Annotated in this window: 14 protein-coding genes and 1 pseudogene; 14 read left to right on the top strand and 1 reads right to left on the bottom strand. The window is 65.4% G+C overall.

The features are described 5' to 3' along the window. The first annotated feature begins 20 nt into the window (after positions 1 to 20). The 14 genes from PJB24_RS08530 (at position 21) to PJB24_RS08465 (ending at position 17,057) form a co-directional block, all read left to right on the top strand. The gene (locus PJB24_RS08530; RefSeq protein ID WP_337959013.1) at positions 21 to 782 is read left to right on the top strand and encodes a YveK family protein; all 762 of its coding nucleotides are present in this window, start codon (positions 21 to 23) and stop codon (positions 780 to 782) included. A gap of 37 nt (positions 783 to 819) precedes the next feature. Beyond that, on the top strand, positions 820 to 1,527 hold the full coding sequence (locus PJB24_RS08525; protein ID WP_273844809.1) for a CpsD/CapB family tyrosine-protein kinase: 708 nt from the start codon (positions 820 to 822) through the stop codon (positions 1,525 to 1,527). Between the two features lie 4 nt (positions 1,528 to 1,531). Further along, on the top strand, positions 1,532 to 2,965 hold the full coding sequence (locus PJB24_RS08520; RefSeq protein WP_273844807.1) for a lipopolysaccharide biosynthesis protein: 1,434 nt from the start codon (positions 1,532 to 1,534) through the stop codon (positions 2,963 to 2,965). Next, on the top strand, positions 2,955 to 3,914 hold the full coding sequence (locus tag PJB24_RS08515) for a sulfotransferase domain-containing protein (RefSeq protein WP_273844804.1): 960 nt from the start codon (positions 2,955 to 2,957) through the stop codon (positions 3,912 to 3,914). The genes PJB24_RS08520 and PJB24_RS08515 overlap by 11 nt, the downstream gene beginning before the upstream one ends. Next, complete coding sequence (locus PJB24_RS08510) at positions 3,908 to 4,780, top strand: sulfotransferase domain-containing protein (RefSeq protein ID WP_273844801.1); 873 nt, start codon at positions 3,908 to 3,910, stop codon at positions 4,778 to 4,780. The genes PJB24_RS08515 and PJB24_RS08510 overlap by 7 nt, the downstream gene beginning before the upstream one ends. Then, positions 4,781 to 5,788 (top strand): sulfotransferase family protein, encoded by a 1,008-nt coding sequence (locus PJB24_RS08505; protein ID WP_273844800.1) that lies wholly within the window; start codon positions 4,781 to 4,783, stop codon positions 5,786 to 5,788. It abuts the gene before it with no gap. A gap of 19 nt (positions 5,789 to 5,807) precedes the next feature. Then, complete coding sequence (locus tag PJB24_RS08500) at positions 5,808 to 6,530, top strand: hypothetical protein (RefSeq protein ID WP_273844799.1); 723 nt, start codon at positions 5,808 to 5,810, stop codon at positions 6,528 to 6,530. A gap of 192 nt (positions 6,531 to 6,722) precedes the next feature. Next, positions 6,723 to 8,267, top strand: a complete 1,545-nt coding sequence (locus PJB24_RS08495) for an O-antigen ligase family protein (RefSeq protein WP_273844798.1) — start codon at positions 6,723 to 6,725, stop codon at positions 8,265 to 8,267. A 4-nt stretch (positions 8,268 to 8,271) separates the two neighbouring features. Beyond that, a complete protein-coding gene (locus PJB24_RS08490) occupies positions 8,272 to 9,042 on the top strand; it encodes a glycosyltransferase family 2 protein (protein ID WP_273844797.1) in 771 nt (256 codons plus the stop codon). A gap of 177 nt (positions 9,043 to 9,219) precedes the next feature. After that, positions 9,220 to 10,698, top strand: a complete 1,479-nt coding sequence (locus tag PJB24_RS08485; RefSeq protein WP_273844796.1) for a right-handed parallel beta-helix repeat-containing protein — start codon at positions 9,220 to 9,222, stop codon at positions 10,696 to 10,698. 178 nt (positions 10,699 to 10,876) lie between these two features. After that, complete coding sequence (locus PJB24_RS08480) at positions 10,877 to 11,974, top strand: outer membrane protein assembly factor BamB family protein (protein ID WP_273844794.1); 1,098 nt, start codon at positions 10,877 to 10,879, stop codon at positions 11,972 to 11,974. Positions 11,975 to 11,988: 14 nt separating this feature from the next. Beyond that, positions 11,989 to 14,199, top strand: coding sequence for a WD40 repeat domain-containing protein (locus PJB24_RS08475; RefSeq protein WP_273844793.1), 2,211 nt, complete (start codon positions 11,989 to 11,991; stop codon positions 14,197 to 14,199). 46 nt (positions 14,200 to 14,245) lie between these two features. Then, positions 14,246 to 15,337 (top strand): outer membrane protein assembly factor BamB family protein, encoded by a 1,092-nt coding sequence (locus PJB24_RS08470; protein WP_273844790.1) that lies wholly within the window; start codon positions 14,246 to 14,248, stop codon positions 15,335 to 15,337. 169 nt (positions 15,338 to 15,506) lie between these two features. Then, on the top strand, positions 15,507 to 17,057 hold the full coding sequence (locus PJB24_RS08465) for a right-handed parallel beta-helix repeat-containing protein (protein WP_273844787.1): 1,551 nt from the start codon (positions 15,507 to 15,509) through the stop codon (positions 17,055 to 17,057). Here PJB24_RS08465 and PJB24_RS08460 read toward each other — a convergent pair. Then, positions 17,048 to 17,250, bottom strand: a pseudogene (locus PJB24_RS08460) (GDP-L-fucose synthase); the annotation flags it as partial. The gene PJB24_RS08465 and the pseudogene PJB24_RS08460 overlap by 10 nt on opposite strands.

Raw genomic sequence — 17,250 nt, 5'->3', positions numbered from 1 at the left:
CCGCGAATCCTTCAGGGTGTATGGCAGCGAGCCTGACAAGGGGATCAGAGATGTATGAGAGAGCACCGACAGAGAACGAGTACTATTCCTCTATAAGAGACATATTCCGGGTGATCTGGAAGAGGCTGTGGGTGATCGTCTTGGTGGCGGCGCTGTTCACCGGGGCTGCGGCGGGTATCGGCTACCTCCAGAAGCCGGTCTACGACGCCTCCGCGCAGCTGCTGGTCGGGCAGAAGCAGATCAAGGATCCCAAGGGAAGCGTCCTGTCCCCCAGCGATGTGCAGGGTCTCCAGCAGCTCACCCAGACGATGACCGTGGCGGTGGACAGCAAGCCGATAGCCGAGCAGGTAATAAAGAACCTGCACCTCAGGATGAGCCCTCAGCAGCTCCTGGACAACCTGAAGGCCGAGCAGGTACAGAGCACCCAGTTCATCCAGCTGGACTACAGGGGCACCAACCCGGAGCGGGCGCGCGACATCGTGAACGCCTTCGCCGACGTCTCGGCGAAGCGTATAACCGACTCGACGGCCGGGGGCAGCCTCATCGTCGCGTCGGTGTGGGAGCGGGCGACCACCCCTGTCGCCCCGTCCAGTCCCAGGCCGCTGCGCAACGGCGCCCTGGCGCTTGGTCTCGGTGTCATGTTCGGCCTCGGGCTGGTGTTCCTGCTGGAGCATGCGGACGACAGCTGGCGCTCCGTCGACGACATCGAGCGTGCCTCCGGTGTGCCCAGCTTCGGAGTGATCCCGCAGTTTGCTGTATCCGGCAACAAGAAAGGAACGTGAAGTGAGCCTGTCTCCCAATAAGCCTGAGTCTTTCTCCGTGGTCGGTGGGGACCGAGAGAAGGCGAAGGCGGTCTCGGAGAGCCTGGTCGTCATCCACGACCCATACGGGGCGGCCTCCGAAGCGTACAGGATGTTGCGTACCAACCTCTTCTACGCCCACGTCGACTCCCCTCCCAGGGTGGTGGTTGTGACCAGCGCGGCACCGCGCGAGGGCAAGAGCGTGACCTGTGCCAACCTGGCCGTCTCGCTGGCGCAGGCCGACAAGCGGGTCCTGCTCCTCGACTGTGATCTGCGCCGGCCCGTCCAGCACCAGCTCTTCTGTGTTCAGATCTCACCCGGCCTGGTGGACGTGCTCGTCGGACGGTTCGAATTGCGGGAGGTACGCTGCGAGCCCGTGCCCGGGCTGCACCTGGTGACCGCGGGCCACATACCGCCCAACCCGGCCGAGATACTCGGCTCCCGCAGCATGACCGAGTTTCTGATCCGTGCCCGCCAGGAGTACGACTACGTTCTGCTGGATACCCCGCCGGTCCGGGCTGTCTCGGAGACCGCTGTCCTCGCGAAGCACGGGGACGGGGTGCTGCTCGTGATGGACACACAGGAGACCCGCCGGAGGGCCCTGAGGCAGGCCCTGGGGGTTCTCGACAACGTCGGGGCCAACGTGATCGGCACCGTCGTGAACAAGGCACGACTCTCCAGGAGCTCCGACCGCTTCGGCTACATCCCGGGTTACGGCGCGAAGTAGGGCCTTGATTCGCAGCGACCAGGCAGACCGCCCGCTTCCCGCCATCCCCTCGCTGAGGCGCCGGCTGCTCTCGGGGAGCGCCTGGGCCATGGGGGGCAAGGCTGCGGCCGCCGTACTCGGCATCGTCTCCAACGCCCTTCTGGCCCGGCTGCTCACGCCGGCCGAGCTGGGCGCGTACTTCATCATCCTGAGCATCGTCACCTTCGGGACGGTGGTCGGAGAGATGGGGCTCAATCGGGCGGCCTGGCGCTTCGTCGCCGAGGGGCTCGGGGTGGGGGAGCTAGGCCGCACGCGACGCGTGACCCTGACGATGGTGGCACTGGGGGTGGCCGGTGCCGCGGTGGCGAGCATCCTGTATCTGGTGTTCGGTGGGCTGCTTGCTGGAAGCCTGTTCAGGAACTCGGCCGTGATCCTGTCGGTCACCGGCCTCGTTGCCGCCTGGATCGGGGTGTCGACCGTGCAGGATCTCGTCGCCGAGATTTTCCGGGGCTTCCATGACGTGAGGCTCACCACGATCTTCGGGGGTGCATCGACAGGAGGCAGCAGCGCCGGGCTGCTCATGAGGGTTTTGATCCTGGTCTGCCTGGTGCCGATGTGGACGTACTGGGGGCATTCGAGCCTTGCCAGCGTCATGCTGGTGATGTTGGGCACCGCCTCGGTCACCACGCTCGCGTCGGGTTGGTCGCTGTACGGGAGGATCAGGCGTCTCGGGGGCCGGGAGGCGCCTGCAGTGCGGGCGGTGCCCCTGCGCGAGGTTCTCGGCGTTTCCGCGCCGCTGCTGGTGAGCAACCTGAGCGTCTTCGTCTTCCTGCAGACCGACGTCTGGATCCTCGCCGCCTTCCAGCCGCCGCAGGAGGTGGCTGTCTACGGTGCCGCCTCGCGCTTCGTGGCCCTCGTCACGATGCCGCTCATGATAGTCAACGCCGTGCTCCCGCCCATCATCGCCGAGCTCTACGCCCGGGGTGAGAAGGACCGGCTGGAGCGGACCATACGCCCCGTCGCCACGCTCGCCGGCATACCATCCGCGCTCGCTCTGTTGCTCTTCGCTGTGGCCGGAGGCCCGATACTGGGGCTCGTCTACGGGCATTACTTCGCCAGCGGGGCGGCGGTGCTGGCAATCATGAGCCTGGGCAAGGTGTCCGCCGTGTGGTCCGGATCCTGCGGGCTCACCCTGCAGATGACCGGACACCAGAGGACCATGATGTGGATCTCCGTCTCGACCGGGATCCTCTTCGTCGTCGGGTGTCTGTGGGCGGCGCGGAGCTACGGTGCTCTGGGGGTGGCTGGGGTGGGGACTGCCGTCCTGATAATCCAGAACCTGGCCATGGTCGTGGCGGCCAAGAGGAAGACCGGCATCAGCACCCAGATGACCCTCTCTCCCGCGCCGGTCCTGAGGTTGTTGTCCAAACCCGATCTGAGAGGAAAAGATGGAGACTGAGGTTGTAGGAATAGAGAGCCCGGTAAGAGGCCCCCGGATCCTGGCGAACTCCATTCCCAAGAGTGGCACGCACCTGCTGCTGCGCCTGCTCACCCTGTTGGATTTCGATCTGGTCGACTTCGGGGGATTGAGACCCAGGCCGGTCGGCGAGCGCGGAAGTGGGCGTGTGGATAAGCTGCTCAGGAGGTTGACCGGAGCGCGGGAGCCGGGACGGTTCCTCGGCATCGGGCCACACCTGGTGGAGTCCGGGAGGTTCCCCCAGATGCGACGCGTCCTGAGGACACGCGGCCCCGAGAAGGTGACTGTCGGGGTCGAGTTTCCGCGCGAGATCGGCCGCCGTTGGCTGGAAGGGAGGCTGGGGCGGGTGCCGGAGGGGGCGGTGGTGAGCGCCCACTGCGTCTACAGCCCGGGCTTTGCCGGGATCCTGCGCGAGCAGGGATTCAGGGTGGTGTGTATCCTGCGCGACCCCCGTGATACCGCCCTCTCGCACATGCACTACCTCAAGAGCCTCCCCCGGCACCCCGCCTACAGGGAGTACATGTCTCTTCCCGGCGACCATGAGCGCCTCATGTTCTCCATCCGTGGTGGTCGTCTCGGCCGGCACGTGATGCGCTCTCTTGAGGAGCGCTACAGGGGATTCATGGAGTGGGAGGAGGAGGGTGGGGCGCTGATGGTGCGTTTTGAGGATCTGGTGGGTCCCAAAGGCGGAGGCAGCGGTGAGGCCCAGCGCCGGACGGTTGTGAGGGTTGCCGGGCACCTGGGGATAAGGCTGGATGATGAGAGGGTGGAGGAGATCTGCGAGGGGCTCTTTGGAGCGGGTCGGACGTTTCGGAGGGGCAGGAGAGGTGGCTGGCGGGAGGAGTTTTCTGCCGAGCACGTTGAGGCGGTAAAGGAGGTGGCGGGGGATCTGCTGGTGGATCTCGGCTACGAGAGGGACAGAAGATGGTGATCCGCTCCCGGACGAGACCGGCCGGGGCTGTCTCCGGGCGCGGGCTCGAGACGCGGGTTCTGGCGAACTCCATTCCCAAGAGCGGCACGCACCTGCTGCTGCGCCTGCTCATCCTGCTCGGGTTCGAACACTTCCAGAAGGGAATAAGGCGCGACGTTCTGTCGGGGTCACACCCTCTGCTGCGCCGGCTGCTCAGGGCGTACGGCTCCGAGAGGGTGCCGGTGGGGATAGATTTCCCCGAGTACGTCAGCCGCCGTTGGCTGGAAGGGAGGCTGGGGCGGGTGCCGGAGGGGGCGGTGGTGAGCGCCCACTGCGTCTACAGCCCGGGCTTTGCCGGGATCCTGCGCGAGCAGGGATTCAGGGTGGTGTGTATCCTGCGCGACCCCCGCGATACCGCCCTCTCGCACATGTACTACCTCAAGAGCCTCCCCCGGCACCCCGCCTACAGGGAGTACATGTCTCTTCCCGGCGACCATGAGCGCCTCATGTTCTCCATCCGTGGTGGTCGTCTCGGCCGGCACGTGATGCGCTCTCTTGAGGAGCGCTACAGGGGATTCATGGAGTGGGAGGAGGAGGGTGGGGCGCTGATGGTGCGTTTTGAGGATCTGGTGGGTCCCAAAGGCGGAGGCAGCGGTGAGGCCCAGCGCCGGACGGTTGTGAGGGTTGCCGGGCACCTGGGGATAAGGCTGGATGATGAGAGGGTGGAGGAGATCTGCGAGGGGCTCTTTGGAGCGGGTCGGACGTTTCGGAGGGGCAGGAGAGGTGGCTGGCGGGAGGAGTTTTCTGCCGAGCACGTTGAGGCGGTAAAGGAGGTGGCGGGGGATCTGCTGGTGGATCTCGGCTACGAGAGGGACAGAAGATGGTAGTTGTCCGCGACGATACCCGGGTCGACGTTGGGTGAGGCTCCGACACCGGTCTTCATCTTCTCTTTGCCCCGCTCCGGGTCGACGCTGGCCCAGAGGATACTCGCCGCGCACGAGGATGTGGCCACCGCCTCGGAGCCCTGGCTTCTCCTGCCGTACTTCTACACGCTGAAGAGGGGTGGCGTGTACGCGGAGTTCAACCACGCCGCCCTCGTCAACGCCATCGAGGATTTCTGCAGCGTGCTGCCGGGGGGCAGGGAGGAGTATCTCGCCGAGATACGCAAGATGGTGCTCAGGCTGTACGGCAGAGCCGCCCCGGAAGGCGTCCGCTACTTCCTGGACAAGACCCCTCGTTACCACCTCATCGCCGGTGACATAGTCTCGGCATTCCCCGGGGCGAGGTACATATTTCTCTGGCGCAACCCCCTCTCCGTGGTCTCCTCCATCATCGAGACCTGGGGCGGGGGGAGATGGAACCTCTATCGGCACAAGATAGACCTGTTCGAGGGTCTTGAGAACCTGATCAGGACCTACACGACGGCCGGGGATCGCGCCCATGCGGTGCGCTACGAGGACCTGGTGACCGACCCGGAGGACACCTGGAGGGGCGTGTTCCGTTATCTGGGGCTGCCCTTCGACGGCTCCGTCCTCGACTCTTTCGGGAGTATCAAGCTGAAGGGGCGCAAGGGCGACCCGACCGGGACGCGGATATACGACGGCGTCAGCAGGAGTTCGCTGGAGCGGTGGAGACAGACCCTCAACACCCCCTTCCGAAAAGCGTGGTGCCGCAGGTATCTGCATTGGATCGGGGCAGAGAGGCTGAGGATCATGGGGTACGACTACGAAGAGCTGATGGCTGAACTCTCATCCCTCCGCGTGTCCGGAAAGAGGATCGCTTCCGATGCCTTCAGGGCCTGCTACGGGCTCGCCTACGACACCTCGGAGCCCGGAATCCTGCGGGAGAAGCTGCGTGCCCTGCCTGAATGGAAGCGGATCCATGTACACAAATAGGCCACACGGAGGAAGGTACATGATCACCGAACTCAGAGAGAGGACCAGGATCCGGGTGGGGCGTCACCCCTCTCTGTTCTTTGCGATCTACGGCGTGAGGAGCGGCTACCGCGAGATGCTGGTGAGCCGGCAGACGCGGCTCGTTATAGAGGGATTCCCGAGATCCGGCAATACCTTCGCCGTGTTCGCGTTTCGACAGGCACAGGAGGTTCCGGTGCGCATCGCCCACCATCTCCACGCCCCGGCGCAGGTGATCCGAGCCTCCAGGTTGGGTATACCGGCCCTGGTGCTAATCCGGAACCCCATGGACGCAGTGGTCTCCCTGATGCTGCGTGAGCCGCGGTTCTCGGCCGGTATGGCGCTCAGCTACTACATATCGTTCTACGAGGCGGTGGCCGGATTCCGTGACTCCTACGTCCTTGGAACATTCGAAGAGGTCACCCGGGATTACGGCTCGGTCATCGAGAGGGTCAACGACAGATTCGATACCTCCTTCGGTGTCTTCGAGCACACCGGGGAAACCGTGAAGGATGTGTTTGCCCGTATAGAGGAGGCACACAGGGCGAAGCGCAACAGCGTGCTTGTGGAGGAGAAAGTCGCCCGTCCCTCCGCCACGAAGGCCGGGCTGAAGGCCGGGCTCAGAAAGGAGCTCGCCCGCGATCCTGCGCTCGAGCCGCTCGTGGAGCGTGCTCGGGCGGTCTACGGAGAGCTGGTCTCCGGACGGACGGTCCCGGCCCTTTAGCCGGGGTCGAAACGTGCGCCGAAAGATGTGCCACCCAGCCGATGCCGCGTACGACTTTCCAGAAGATCATGTTCCCATGAGGTTCGTTCTCGTGGATTCTGGTGGTGATACGGGATTGTGGGACGGTGGTCCTCCGCCGGGGAGAGAGATCGTGAACGCCCGCTTCGGGCTCTGGGGCAGAGGGTGAGGTCCGTGTTTTTCCCTGGCCGGACCGGTGCACGTCCGGGCACCATCCTTGCCCTCTCGCTCCTGGCGTGCGCCGGGGGCGCCGGGCTTGCCTTCGTGCCGGCACCGACCTTCCTCGTGGTGGCGGCCACCTTCTGCATCGGGCTGTGGCTGGCGACGAGAGGCTACTTCCAACGCCGGGGGGACATCGCGGAGGATGCTGTGGTCGGCTCGCCGCCCCGGCGGAGCACCTTCGCCGGGAGGCTGGTGCCGGTCTTCCTGGTCTTCTGGTGGGTCGTGTTGATCGCACCGCTCTCCCTCTACGACCCGCGCGTGGTGGGTGGCCAGGATGCGGCCCAGGCCACGGCTTCAGGCTCCCTGCAGAACCAGATCATGATAGTTGCCTTCGGGGGCATCGGGCTGATCCTGCTGATGGGTGCCATAAAACGTATGGATGTGGCTTTCCGGTGGATCCTGGTCCTCTGGGCGGTGTACCTGGGGTGGGGCTATGCCAGCCTCCTGTGGAGCGTCTACCCGCCTCTGACCATCAGGAACCTGGTGGCCTACGTCCTCGTCACGTTCGGCAGCTTCGGCCTCGGTGCAGGCTTTTACGGTGCGCGCCCGGACGGGCGTGCTATGTTCTTCAGGCACATCACGGTGGCCGGGTTGCTCTCGGCGCTGGTGATACTCATCCCCCTGCCCCTCCACTGGGGGCAGATCGATCCACTCAATCCCGCGCAGCGGCTCGAGATAAACGGCAATTTCACCGCCCTGGTCGCGCGCCCGGTGATGACCGCCGTGGTCACGTTGCTCATCACCTCTCTGGTGGGGTTGAGGAAGTGGAGGACACGGGACTGGCTCTACGTCTTCGTGCTCCTCCTGCCGGTCTTCGTGCTGAAGACGCGTGGGCCCTTTCTGTGGGCGATGCTGGCGCTCGTCATCGTCTACCTGCTCTACAGGACACGCGTGCATGATCGGATCTTCCAGCTCGGTCTGGCGGTTACGGCTGCGCTCGGCGCATACGTATCCTATTCCAGCGGCATGCTCGGGCTCATCGTTCCCTATCTGACCCGCGACAACACACAGCTTTCGATGTCCCTGACGGGCCGCATCCCCCTGTGGGAAGCGATAGTCCCCCAGATCGAGCAGCATCCTCTGCTCGGGGTCGGATTCGCAGCCTTCTGGAATCCCGAGAACCTCTACCGGATGCAGGAGATCGTAGGTTTCCCGGTGGTCTCCGCCCACAACGGGTTTTTGCAGGAACTGCTGGATACCGGGATGATCGGTCTGGCGCTCTTCCTGGTCTTCTGGGTCTCCACGATGGCGCTGGTGGTCCACAGGGCGCGGCGGGGGGGCGACCGCATGGGGTGGTTCGCTCTCGCCCTGATGGTCTTATATCTGCTGCTGAACGTGACCACCGCCCTCATGCAGGAATATCTGGAGTTCCCGTTCATGCTCGTCTTCGCGACGCTGGGGATGATGGCGGTGAGGAATCCGTCGCGGGAGAACGACGCCGGGATACCGCGGCCAGAGAGGCTGGAACTTCGTGTCGGTGGTTCGGGAGGAGGATAGAGGTTTGGACTGGCCGAAGATCTCCGTCGTGACCCCTTCTTTCAACCAGGCCCGATACATCGAGGCGACCATCAGGAGTGTTCTGGAGCAGGGTTACCCCAACCTGGAGTACATCGTGATCGACGGTGGCTCGAGCGATGGCAGCGTGCGGATCATCGAGCGGTATGCCGACCGGCTGGCCTACTGGGTGAGCGAGCCGGACGGCGGGCAGACCGACGCCCTCATAAAGGGCTTCGAGAGGTCGACCGGGGAGATCATGTGCTGGCTGTGCTCCGACGACCTGCACGAGCCGCATACCCTGCGCGAGGTGGCGGAGATTTTCCTGTCTCGCCCGGAACTTCAGGTGGTCTACGGCGACAGCCTGTGGATCGACGCCGAAGGTCTTCCTATCCGGCCGAAGAAGGAGATAGCTTTCAACCGCTTCGTCTGGATGCACGATTACAACTACCTGCCGCAGCCTTCGACCTTCTGGCGGCGCGGGATCTACGAGCGGGTCGGAGGGCTTGACGCCCGGTTCAACCTGGCGATGGATGCGGATCTGTGGGCCAGGTTCGCCGAGCATACCATACCTCACCACGTCCCGCGTCCCTGGTCCAGGATGCGCTACTACCCGGAGCAGAAGAACAGAAGGTTGCGCGAGGACAGCGACAGGGAGGATGCGATGATCCGCAACCGCTACCTCCCCGCCCGGGGGCTTCTAGGACGGGGTTCCCGGAAGGCGGCCGCCAAGGGGCTGCGCGTGTCGCTGAAACTGCTTCGCGGAGCTTACTGGTAGAGGCTTGTGTACGGAAGACGTCCCCGCTGCCCGGTTTCCGCCACATGGGCGCCGACGGATGGAGGGACGGATCGACGCGCGGGTTCCCGGCGTCGCCGCAGGATGTCGTCGGTCGGGATCGTGTTGGCGAGCTTATGCGCTCTCATACTCCTGCTACAGGCCTGTGCGAAGACCGGGATGGCGGCGAACATCCGGCCCACCTGCCATGACTCCCTGCAGAAGAAGATAGACGCGGCGCGCCCCGGCAGCACCGTCAGGCTCGCCGGGAACTGCATCTACCGCGAGACCGTCGTCGTGAACAAGCCGCTCACGCTCGATGGCGGAGGGAAGGGTGAGATCCGGGGCTCCGATGTGTGGCGGCGCTGGCGCAGGGAGGGTTCTGTGTGGGTGAGTCGTGATTCCGTGCCGCGCTTCCCCGTCGATCACCGCTATCGCTGCGAGGGATCGAGCCGGGAGTGCCGCTGGCCGGAGCAGGTCTTCATCAACGGGAGGCCGCTCGAGCAGGTCGCCTCGAACCCCGGGCCCGGGCAGTTCGCCCTCGACGCCGGCCGGCACGTCATCCTCGCCAACGATCCCGCCGGGCATGCCGTCGAGGTGACCGTGAGGAAGAGCTGGATAGTGGGCGCCTCGCCGGGCGTCACCGTGAAGGGGATAACCATGAAGGATGCCGCGGGGGACGGCCTCTGGAACGGCGGTTATTCGGACTGGACCGTGGAGAACGACGACCTCTCCTGGGCACACGCCAGAGACCTCTCCCTCACCCTCGGCGACGGCCTCGTCGCCCGCGACAACGAGCTGCACGACGGCGGGCAGCTGGGCCTGGGGAGCAATGATGCCAGCGTAAAGATCGTGGGCAACAGGGTGTACCGCAACAACGTCGAGGGCTTCGATCCCCGCTGGGAAGCCGGGGGGATGAAGGTCACCCAGCCCCGCCATGCGGTGATCTCCGGCAACGACGTCTATGACAACAGGGACATAGGCATCTGGACGGACGTGGTGAACCCGGCGCAGAAGAACGTGGAGATCTCGCACAACAGGGTCCACGGCAACCCCAGGAACGGCATCCGGGTCGAGATAACAAAGAACTTCAGTGTCCGCGACAACGTGGTGTGGGAGAACGGCTGGGGGGAGGGCAACTCCTACAACGGTGCGGGCATCTCCATAAACGGTTCCCGCGACGGGGTGGTGAAGGACAACGTCCTGGCCTGGAATGCATCCGGCATCGGCGTGGTCCAGCAGGAGAGGAGGAGAAGCCACGAGCAGGCCTATAACACCGTCAGAGACGTCAGGCTGCAGGCAAACAAGATCATACAGAGCGAGCCGCCAGGATCGTCCGACCATGCGGCCATCTTCTGGAACGGTAGCGGCTCCGCGATACGAGGCGTCCCGAGCCTTTACAACCCTGCGATGAACAATGGTGGCGTAGGGGACGCCTTCTGGTTCGAAGGGTCCCGCGAAAGCGCCTGCCGCTTCAAGTGGCAGGGGCGGTGCAGGTCTCTCACCGGCTTCAACGCCACCCCGGCCGAGAAGGGCGGCCGCTACCTCTCCACCGCCGAGAAGGAGGCCCTGCTGAGGCAGAACGGCCTCCCGGCTTCCCCCAGCAGGCACCCTCAGAAACCCTGGGGGATCCTGTCCAGGCTATCGCGGCTGTTCTAGTTAAACACACCGCGCGAAAATCCTGCCGGGTTGCTGCCTTAATGTGCCATCTGGGGGATGCGACCTCTTGCACTATCTGTCAGACTCGTTACATGGCTGCGGTCCTGCCGATGGGAGTCCGGGGGGTGGAGGAAGTATGCACCGCATGGCACCTGGATTCGTGGAGAGGAGCTGGATGATGAGACTCCGTATCATAATTTCGATGTGGTGCTGTGCCGTACTCTGGCTGCTCGCCGCGGCGCCACCCGCCCTGGCCGCTCTGAACAACGTCCCGGACCGCACCTTTCAAACCGACGGCACGGTCTACTGCTTCCTGAGGGTCGGGAACACCATCTACATGGGAGGACGCTTTGGCAGGGTCGGCGGGGTCCGGAGGTCGAACCTGGCGGCCTTCGATGCGAGCACGGGCTTGCTGAAACCGTGGAGTCCGACCACCAACGGGCCCGTGTACGCCCTCGCGGCCTCTCCCGACGGGAGGAGGATCTACGTGGGAGGAGACTTCTCCCGGACGGATGGGACGTACCGCGATGATTTGGCAGCGCTGGACGCCTCGACGGGGAGAACACTTGGCGGCTGGCGCGCCTCCGCCGACGCCCCGGTGCGCGCCATCGAGGTCTACGGAACGAGGATCTACGTGGGAGGAGACTTCCGGAAGGTCGACGGCAAAACCCGCTACTCGATCGCCTTACTCGGGGCCGCCGATGGTGCCCTCGTCGAGAACTGGAAGGCGGGGGTCAGAGGCTCCGTGCGCAGGATCGACGTCGTTGGATCTCGTCTGTACGTCGGGGGAGCTTTCTCCACCATCAGAGGACCGTACCGGCGCAACCTTGAGGCCCTCCACCCCCTCTCCGGCAGGGTTGCCGCCTGGAGTCCCAATCCCCGCCGGCCGGTCATAGACTTCGCGGTGACCAGAAAGCGCGTCTACGCCGCGCAGGGGGGACTGAGGGGTGGGGCCGCCTCTGCGTACAGCACGGGCTCCGGGAGAATCGTCTGGAGCCAGCATACCAACGGCAACACCCAGGCCGTGGCGGTGATGAGCGGCTTGGTGTACTTCGGGGGACACTTCGACAGGGTCGGGGGCCGGCATCGCGGGGGATTTTTCGCGATAGTGCCGAGATCCGGGAGCCTCAGCCGAGGCTGGGCGCCCGATGCCAACAAGCTCGGTCCCTACGAACTGCTGGCCGACACCTCGCGCGGGAGGCTCTACGCGGGGGGTGACTTCACCTCCATAAACAACCGGCAGAGGATCGGGTTCGCCCGGTTTTCGATGCGATGAGAGCAGGATACCGGATGCCGGGTACGGGGCAGCGGGGCCGCAGTGGCCGGGGGCCGGCATCCGTTCGCCGATTACTCCTGCTGTTCCTGCTTGGTGCTTTCGGAATCTTCCTGCCGCAGGCCACGGCGTTCGCCACACCGTTCAGCATCCCCGACACGACCTGGGTCACGGACGGGCGGGTCTCGGCCATCGAGCGTGTCGGCGATGAGATCTATATCGGGGGCAACTTCCGGCAGGTCGGGCCGAACACGGGTTTCGGCGTCGCCCTGTACTCCGGCGGTGGGACGCTGGACGGCGCTTTCCCGAACGTGAACGGGCGGGTGCTCGCCGTGACCCCCGATGGTTCTGGCGGATGGTATATCGGGGGAGAGTTCCAGCGGGTCGGGGGCAGCTTCAGGCCCGGGATCGCCCACGTCCTCTCGGATGGCACCACGGACCCGGACTGGAACCCCAAGCTGGATGGGACGGTCGACGCGCTGGCCGCTTCCCCGGACGGCACGAAGATCTACGCCGGAGGGAACTTCACTACGGTGGACGGCGAGGCCCGGAGTAACCTGGTCGCGCTCGACGCCGCCACCGGGGAGGTGGACCAGTCATGGACCCCGTCCACCAACGGGACCGTGGACGCCATCGCCATCGCGCCCGACGGCGGCCGTGTATACGTGGGCGGGGCGTTCACCTCGGTGAACGGTGTTGCACGCGGCCGGCTGGCATCGCTCGACCCCGTCACCGGTGCGGTAGATGGTTCCTGGAGCGCCAACGCCAACAACACAGTCTACGCGCTGGCGATCTCACCCGATGGTTCTCGCCTGTACGCGGGGGGGAGGTTCACGAACGTACGCGGGATATCGCGCGGCTACCTTGCTGAGGTCAGCCCGGTGGACGGATCGGTTGACCCCGGCTGGAACCCCGGCGCGGACGCCGCGGTGAACACCCTGGCGGTATCGAACGACGGGTCTCTGGTCTACGCGGGTGGTGATTTCACCAGCGTAAACGGTGCTGCCCGGTCCAGGATCGCCGCGATAGATGCCTCCAACGGTCTCCCGACGGCCTGGAACCCTGGGGCGAACAAGACGGTGAACGCGATAGCACTCTCGCCCGACGGCTCTCTCGTCTACGCGGGCGGCAACTTCACCGTCTTCGGACACGCTTCGCGCAACCGCCTGGCGGCCGTGCGGGCCGCCAGCGGTACCATCACGAGCTGGAACCCGAACGCCAACGGGCCGGTGATCGCGCTGGCCCCCTCCAGCGACGGGGATCTCGTCTACGCCGGAGGCGGGCTTACCAGCGTGGGCGGCGTCAAGAGGTCCCGCCTCGCGGCCATCGACGCCACGACGGGCACGGTCGACCCCGACTGGAACCCAGGGGCGAACGGGGCGGTCTATACGCTGGCCGCTTCCCCGGACGGCACGAAGATCTACGCCGGAGGGAACTTCACGAGCGTCGGGGGCGTCCCGCACGAGAGGCTCGTCGCCCTCGACCCGACCACCGGCGCTGCGGACGCCGGATGGGATCCCTCGGCGGACGGTGTAGTGCGCTCAATCGTGGTCTCCGGCAACAGGATCTATGTCGGAGGTGATTTCCTCAACGTGAACGGTCAGAGCAGGTCGCGCCTCGCGCTCCTGGATGCCGCGACGGGTGCGCTCGATCCCCTCTGGGCTCCTTCCGCCGGTGCCATCGTGAGGACCATGGCCCTCGCACCTGACGGCGGGCGGCTGTATGTCGGGGGCGACTTTACGGGATTTTCCGGGCAGACGAGGAAGTATCTGGTCGCCGTCGACCCGGTGACGGGTGCGCTCGATCCCCTCTGGAAGCCGGCGTCGAAACGGCCGGTGCTCGATCTGGCAGTTTCCGGCACCGGGGTGTTCGCTGCTCAGGGTGGGCCGGGAGGTGGAGCGGTGTCTGCGTACGGCACGTCCGGCCAGGTTCTCTGGAGCGTGGCGGCGGATGGAGACTGCCAGGCCATAACCCTGGTGGGGGATAGAGTCTATGTGGGCGGGCACTTCGAGCTGTTGGGCGGTCAGAGCCTGAGTCAGGCTGCGGCGCTCGACGCGGCGACCGGCAGTCTGGATCCCGGATGGCAGCCGGACGTGGGGGGCAACACCCAGGGTGGTCGCGGTGTGTGGGCGCTGGCGGCGTTCGGCACCCAGCGCCTCTACATGGGCGGGGATTTTACTAAGGTCTCCGGGCGTTCTCAGCAGGGTTTCGCGCAGTTCTCGGGGTGAGTGGGGTGTGAGGGACAGCGCGAGTTGCCGGAATGATGTGGATCGTATGGCGGTTTCCCTGGCAGGCTGTGCGGTGGCCCTGGCGTTCCTTTTCATCCTGCAGGTTCCCGCGCGGGCTGCCCCGGCCGGTAGCCCGTATGACACCGTGCAGACCGACGGTCGGGTCTCAGCCATCCTGCTGTGGGGGGATCGCATCTACATCGCCGGCAACTTCCGGCACGTGAACGGAGTCCCGCGCACCCGACTGGCATCCATGGATGCCGCCACAGGCGCGCTGAGGGGCTGGAACCCAGGGGCGAACGGGGCGGTCTATACGCTGGCCGCTTCCCCGGACGGCACGAAGATCTACGCTGGAGGGGACTTCACGAGCGTCGGGGGCGTCCCGCACGAGAGGCTCGTCGCCCTCGACCCGACCACCGGCAGGGCGGTTGCAGGGTGGAGAGCCGGAGCTGATGGCACGGTGCGCACCATAGCCGTGGCCGGGAACGAGGTCTATCTGGGAGGAGCTTTCCTGCACGTCGACGGACGGGCACGCACCCGTCTCGCCCTGGTGGACGGCATCGATGGTAGCCTCGCCCCGAACTGGCACCCATCTGCCAACAACACCGTGCGTAAGCTCACCGTCTCCATCGACGGCACCCGGATCTACGCCGGGGGGTATTTTACTGCCGTCTCCGGCCAGTCGAGGAGGTACCTGGCCACCCTGAGCCCCGCCCTGGGGACTCTGCTCTCCTGGAGGCCAGCGATCATGCGTCCCGTCATAGATCTGGTGGAATCCGGGGGCTACGTCTTCACCGCCGAGGGAGGAACCGGAGGCGGTGCGGCCTCGGCGTACGACACGACGACCGGTTCCGTCCTGTGGAGCCGGCACGCCGACGGTGACTGTCAGGCCGTGACCGTCTTCGACGACGAGGTTTTCGTTGGCGGGCACTACGATCATTTCGGAGGTCTGCTGAGACGCAAGTTCGCCGCGATTGATCCCGTAAGGGGGGCTGTGGATCCTGGCTGGGCGCCGAAGGCCGATGCTGGAGTGTGGGAGCTCACGCCGGATTTCCTGCGCGGGAGGCTCTACGCAGGGGGTGACTTCACCTCCATAGGCGGACAGCCTCAGCAGGGGTTTGCCAGCTTCTCGAACTGATCTCCTCCTCATCGTGCTGTTCCACAGGGGACCAGGCATCTCTGGCTCTATTTTGAGGAATCGGGATAAAGTCTTGGGCGTTCTACGCCGATAACACTCCTGACCGGTTCGCTGGCTGGGCCGGTTACAGGCTCCTCTGGAGCTCCCTGACAACGAGCAGGAGGGGGGTATGGTGTTGAGGCGAAGTTCGGCGGCGTTCGGCCGGAGGGCGAGGGGTTTCTGGATGGTGGCATCCATCGCTCTGGTCTTCTCCGCGGCGGCGTTCTGCATGCTCTGTGGTGCCCGGGAGGCCCGGGGGGCGACGGAGACCAAACCGACCTGCAAACGATCGCTGCAAAAGATGGTCGACGCCGCGCCGGCCGGTGCGATCCTGCACGTGCCCGGGGGTTGCGTCTACCGCGAGACCGTCGTCGTGAACAAGCCGCTCACGCTCGAGGCGGGGCCGGGTGCCGAGATTCGGGGCTCCGACGTGTGGCGGCGCTGGCGCAGGGAGGGTTCTGTGTGGGTGAGCTATGCTTCTGTGCCGCGGTTCGAGAGTGGAGGGTACTGCAGGCCCGGCACCGATCGGTGCCGCTGGCCGGAGCAGGTCTTCATCGACGGGAGGCCGCTCGAGCAGGTCGCCTCGAACCCCGGGCCCGGGCAGTTCGCCCTCGACGCCGGCCGGCACGTCATCCTCGCCAACGATCCCACCGGGCATGCCGTCGAGGTGACCGTGAGGAGATACTGGGTGGTTGGCCGCTCCGACGACGTCACCATCGAGGGCTTCACGATGAAGTATGCTGCGAACCCCGCCCAGACCGGGGCGCTCACCAACAACGGTCACAGCGGATGGACCGTCAGGGGCAACAACCTTTCCTGGGCGCACGGCGCGGATCTCCAGCTCGGTGGGGCGCGGGAGCTGCTCGCCGTAGGGAACAACATCCACCATGGCGGGCAGCTCGGCATCACCGGCAGCCGGGCGGACCTCGTGGTGAAGGACAACAGGATCCACGACAACAACACCGAGGGCTTCGATCCCCGCTGGGAGGCCGGCGGGATGAAGAACAACCATATGATCCGGCTGCTCGCCACGGGCAACGACGTGTACCGCAACGACCCGGTGGGATTCTGGTGCGACAACGGGTGTAACGATGCGACCTACTCGAACAACAGGATCCACGGGAACGCGAGGAACGGTATCCACCTTGAGATCAGCGACCACTCGAAGATCTTCGGCAACAAGATCTGGCGTAACGGGTGGTCTTCGCGGGGGAGTAGCTTCGGGCAGGCGGGCATACTCGTCTCCTCGTGCCAGAACGTCGACGTCTACGACAACGTCCTAGCCTGGAACAACGACGGTATAACGATCGTGAACCAGGATCGTTCCCAGGCCGGCGGGTCAAATTATGACAGGGTCACCGGGATAAAGGTGCACGACAACTACATAATAGCCAGGGATCATGCCGACGGTGGCATCCACACGGCGCTTGCCTGGGTGAAGGCCTACCCGGGGGGTAACATCTACGAGCCTTCTGCCGACAACCACGGGTACGAGGACCGCTACTGGTTCTCGTCTCCCGAGGGGGCGGACTACCGCTACAAGTGGGGTTCGAACTTCAAGTACCTCTCGGACTTCAACGCGACCCCCGGTGAGCAGCGGGCGCGTTACCTCTCGGCACTGGAGGAGAGGCGCGTGATCCGAGGCGCCGGGATACCGAACCTGCCGCAGGGTCAGCGGTAGACGCTGGGGGTGGCGGCGTACCGCTCCAGATACCACCGGTAGGTGTGCTCGATGCCCTCCCGCAGCGGGATCCTCGCCCGCCAGCCCAGAGAGTGCAGGCGGCCCACATCGAGCAGCTTGCGTGGGGTGCCATCTGGTTTTGTGCTGTCAAAGCGTATCTCTCCCTCGTAGCCGACCACCTCCCGGACTAGCT

The sequence above is a fragment of the Rubrobacter calidifluminis genome, assembly GCF_028617075.1.
GTDB classification, from domain to species: Bacteria; Actinomycetota; Rubrobacteria; order Rubrobacterales; family Rubrobacteraceae; genus Rubrobacter_E; species Rubrobacter_E calidifluminis.
This window is presented reverse-complemented; position numbering and strand designations above follow the sequence as displayed.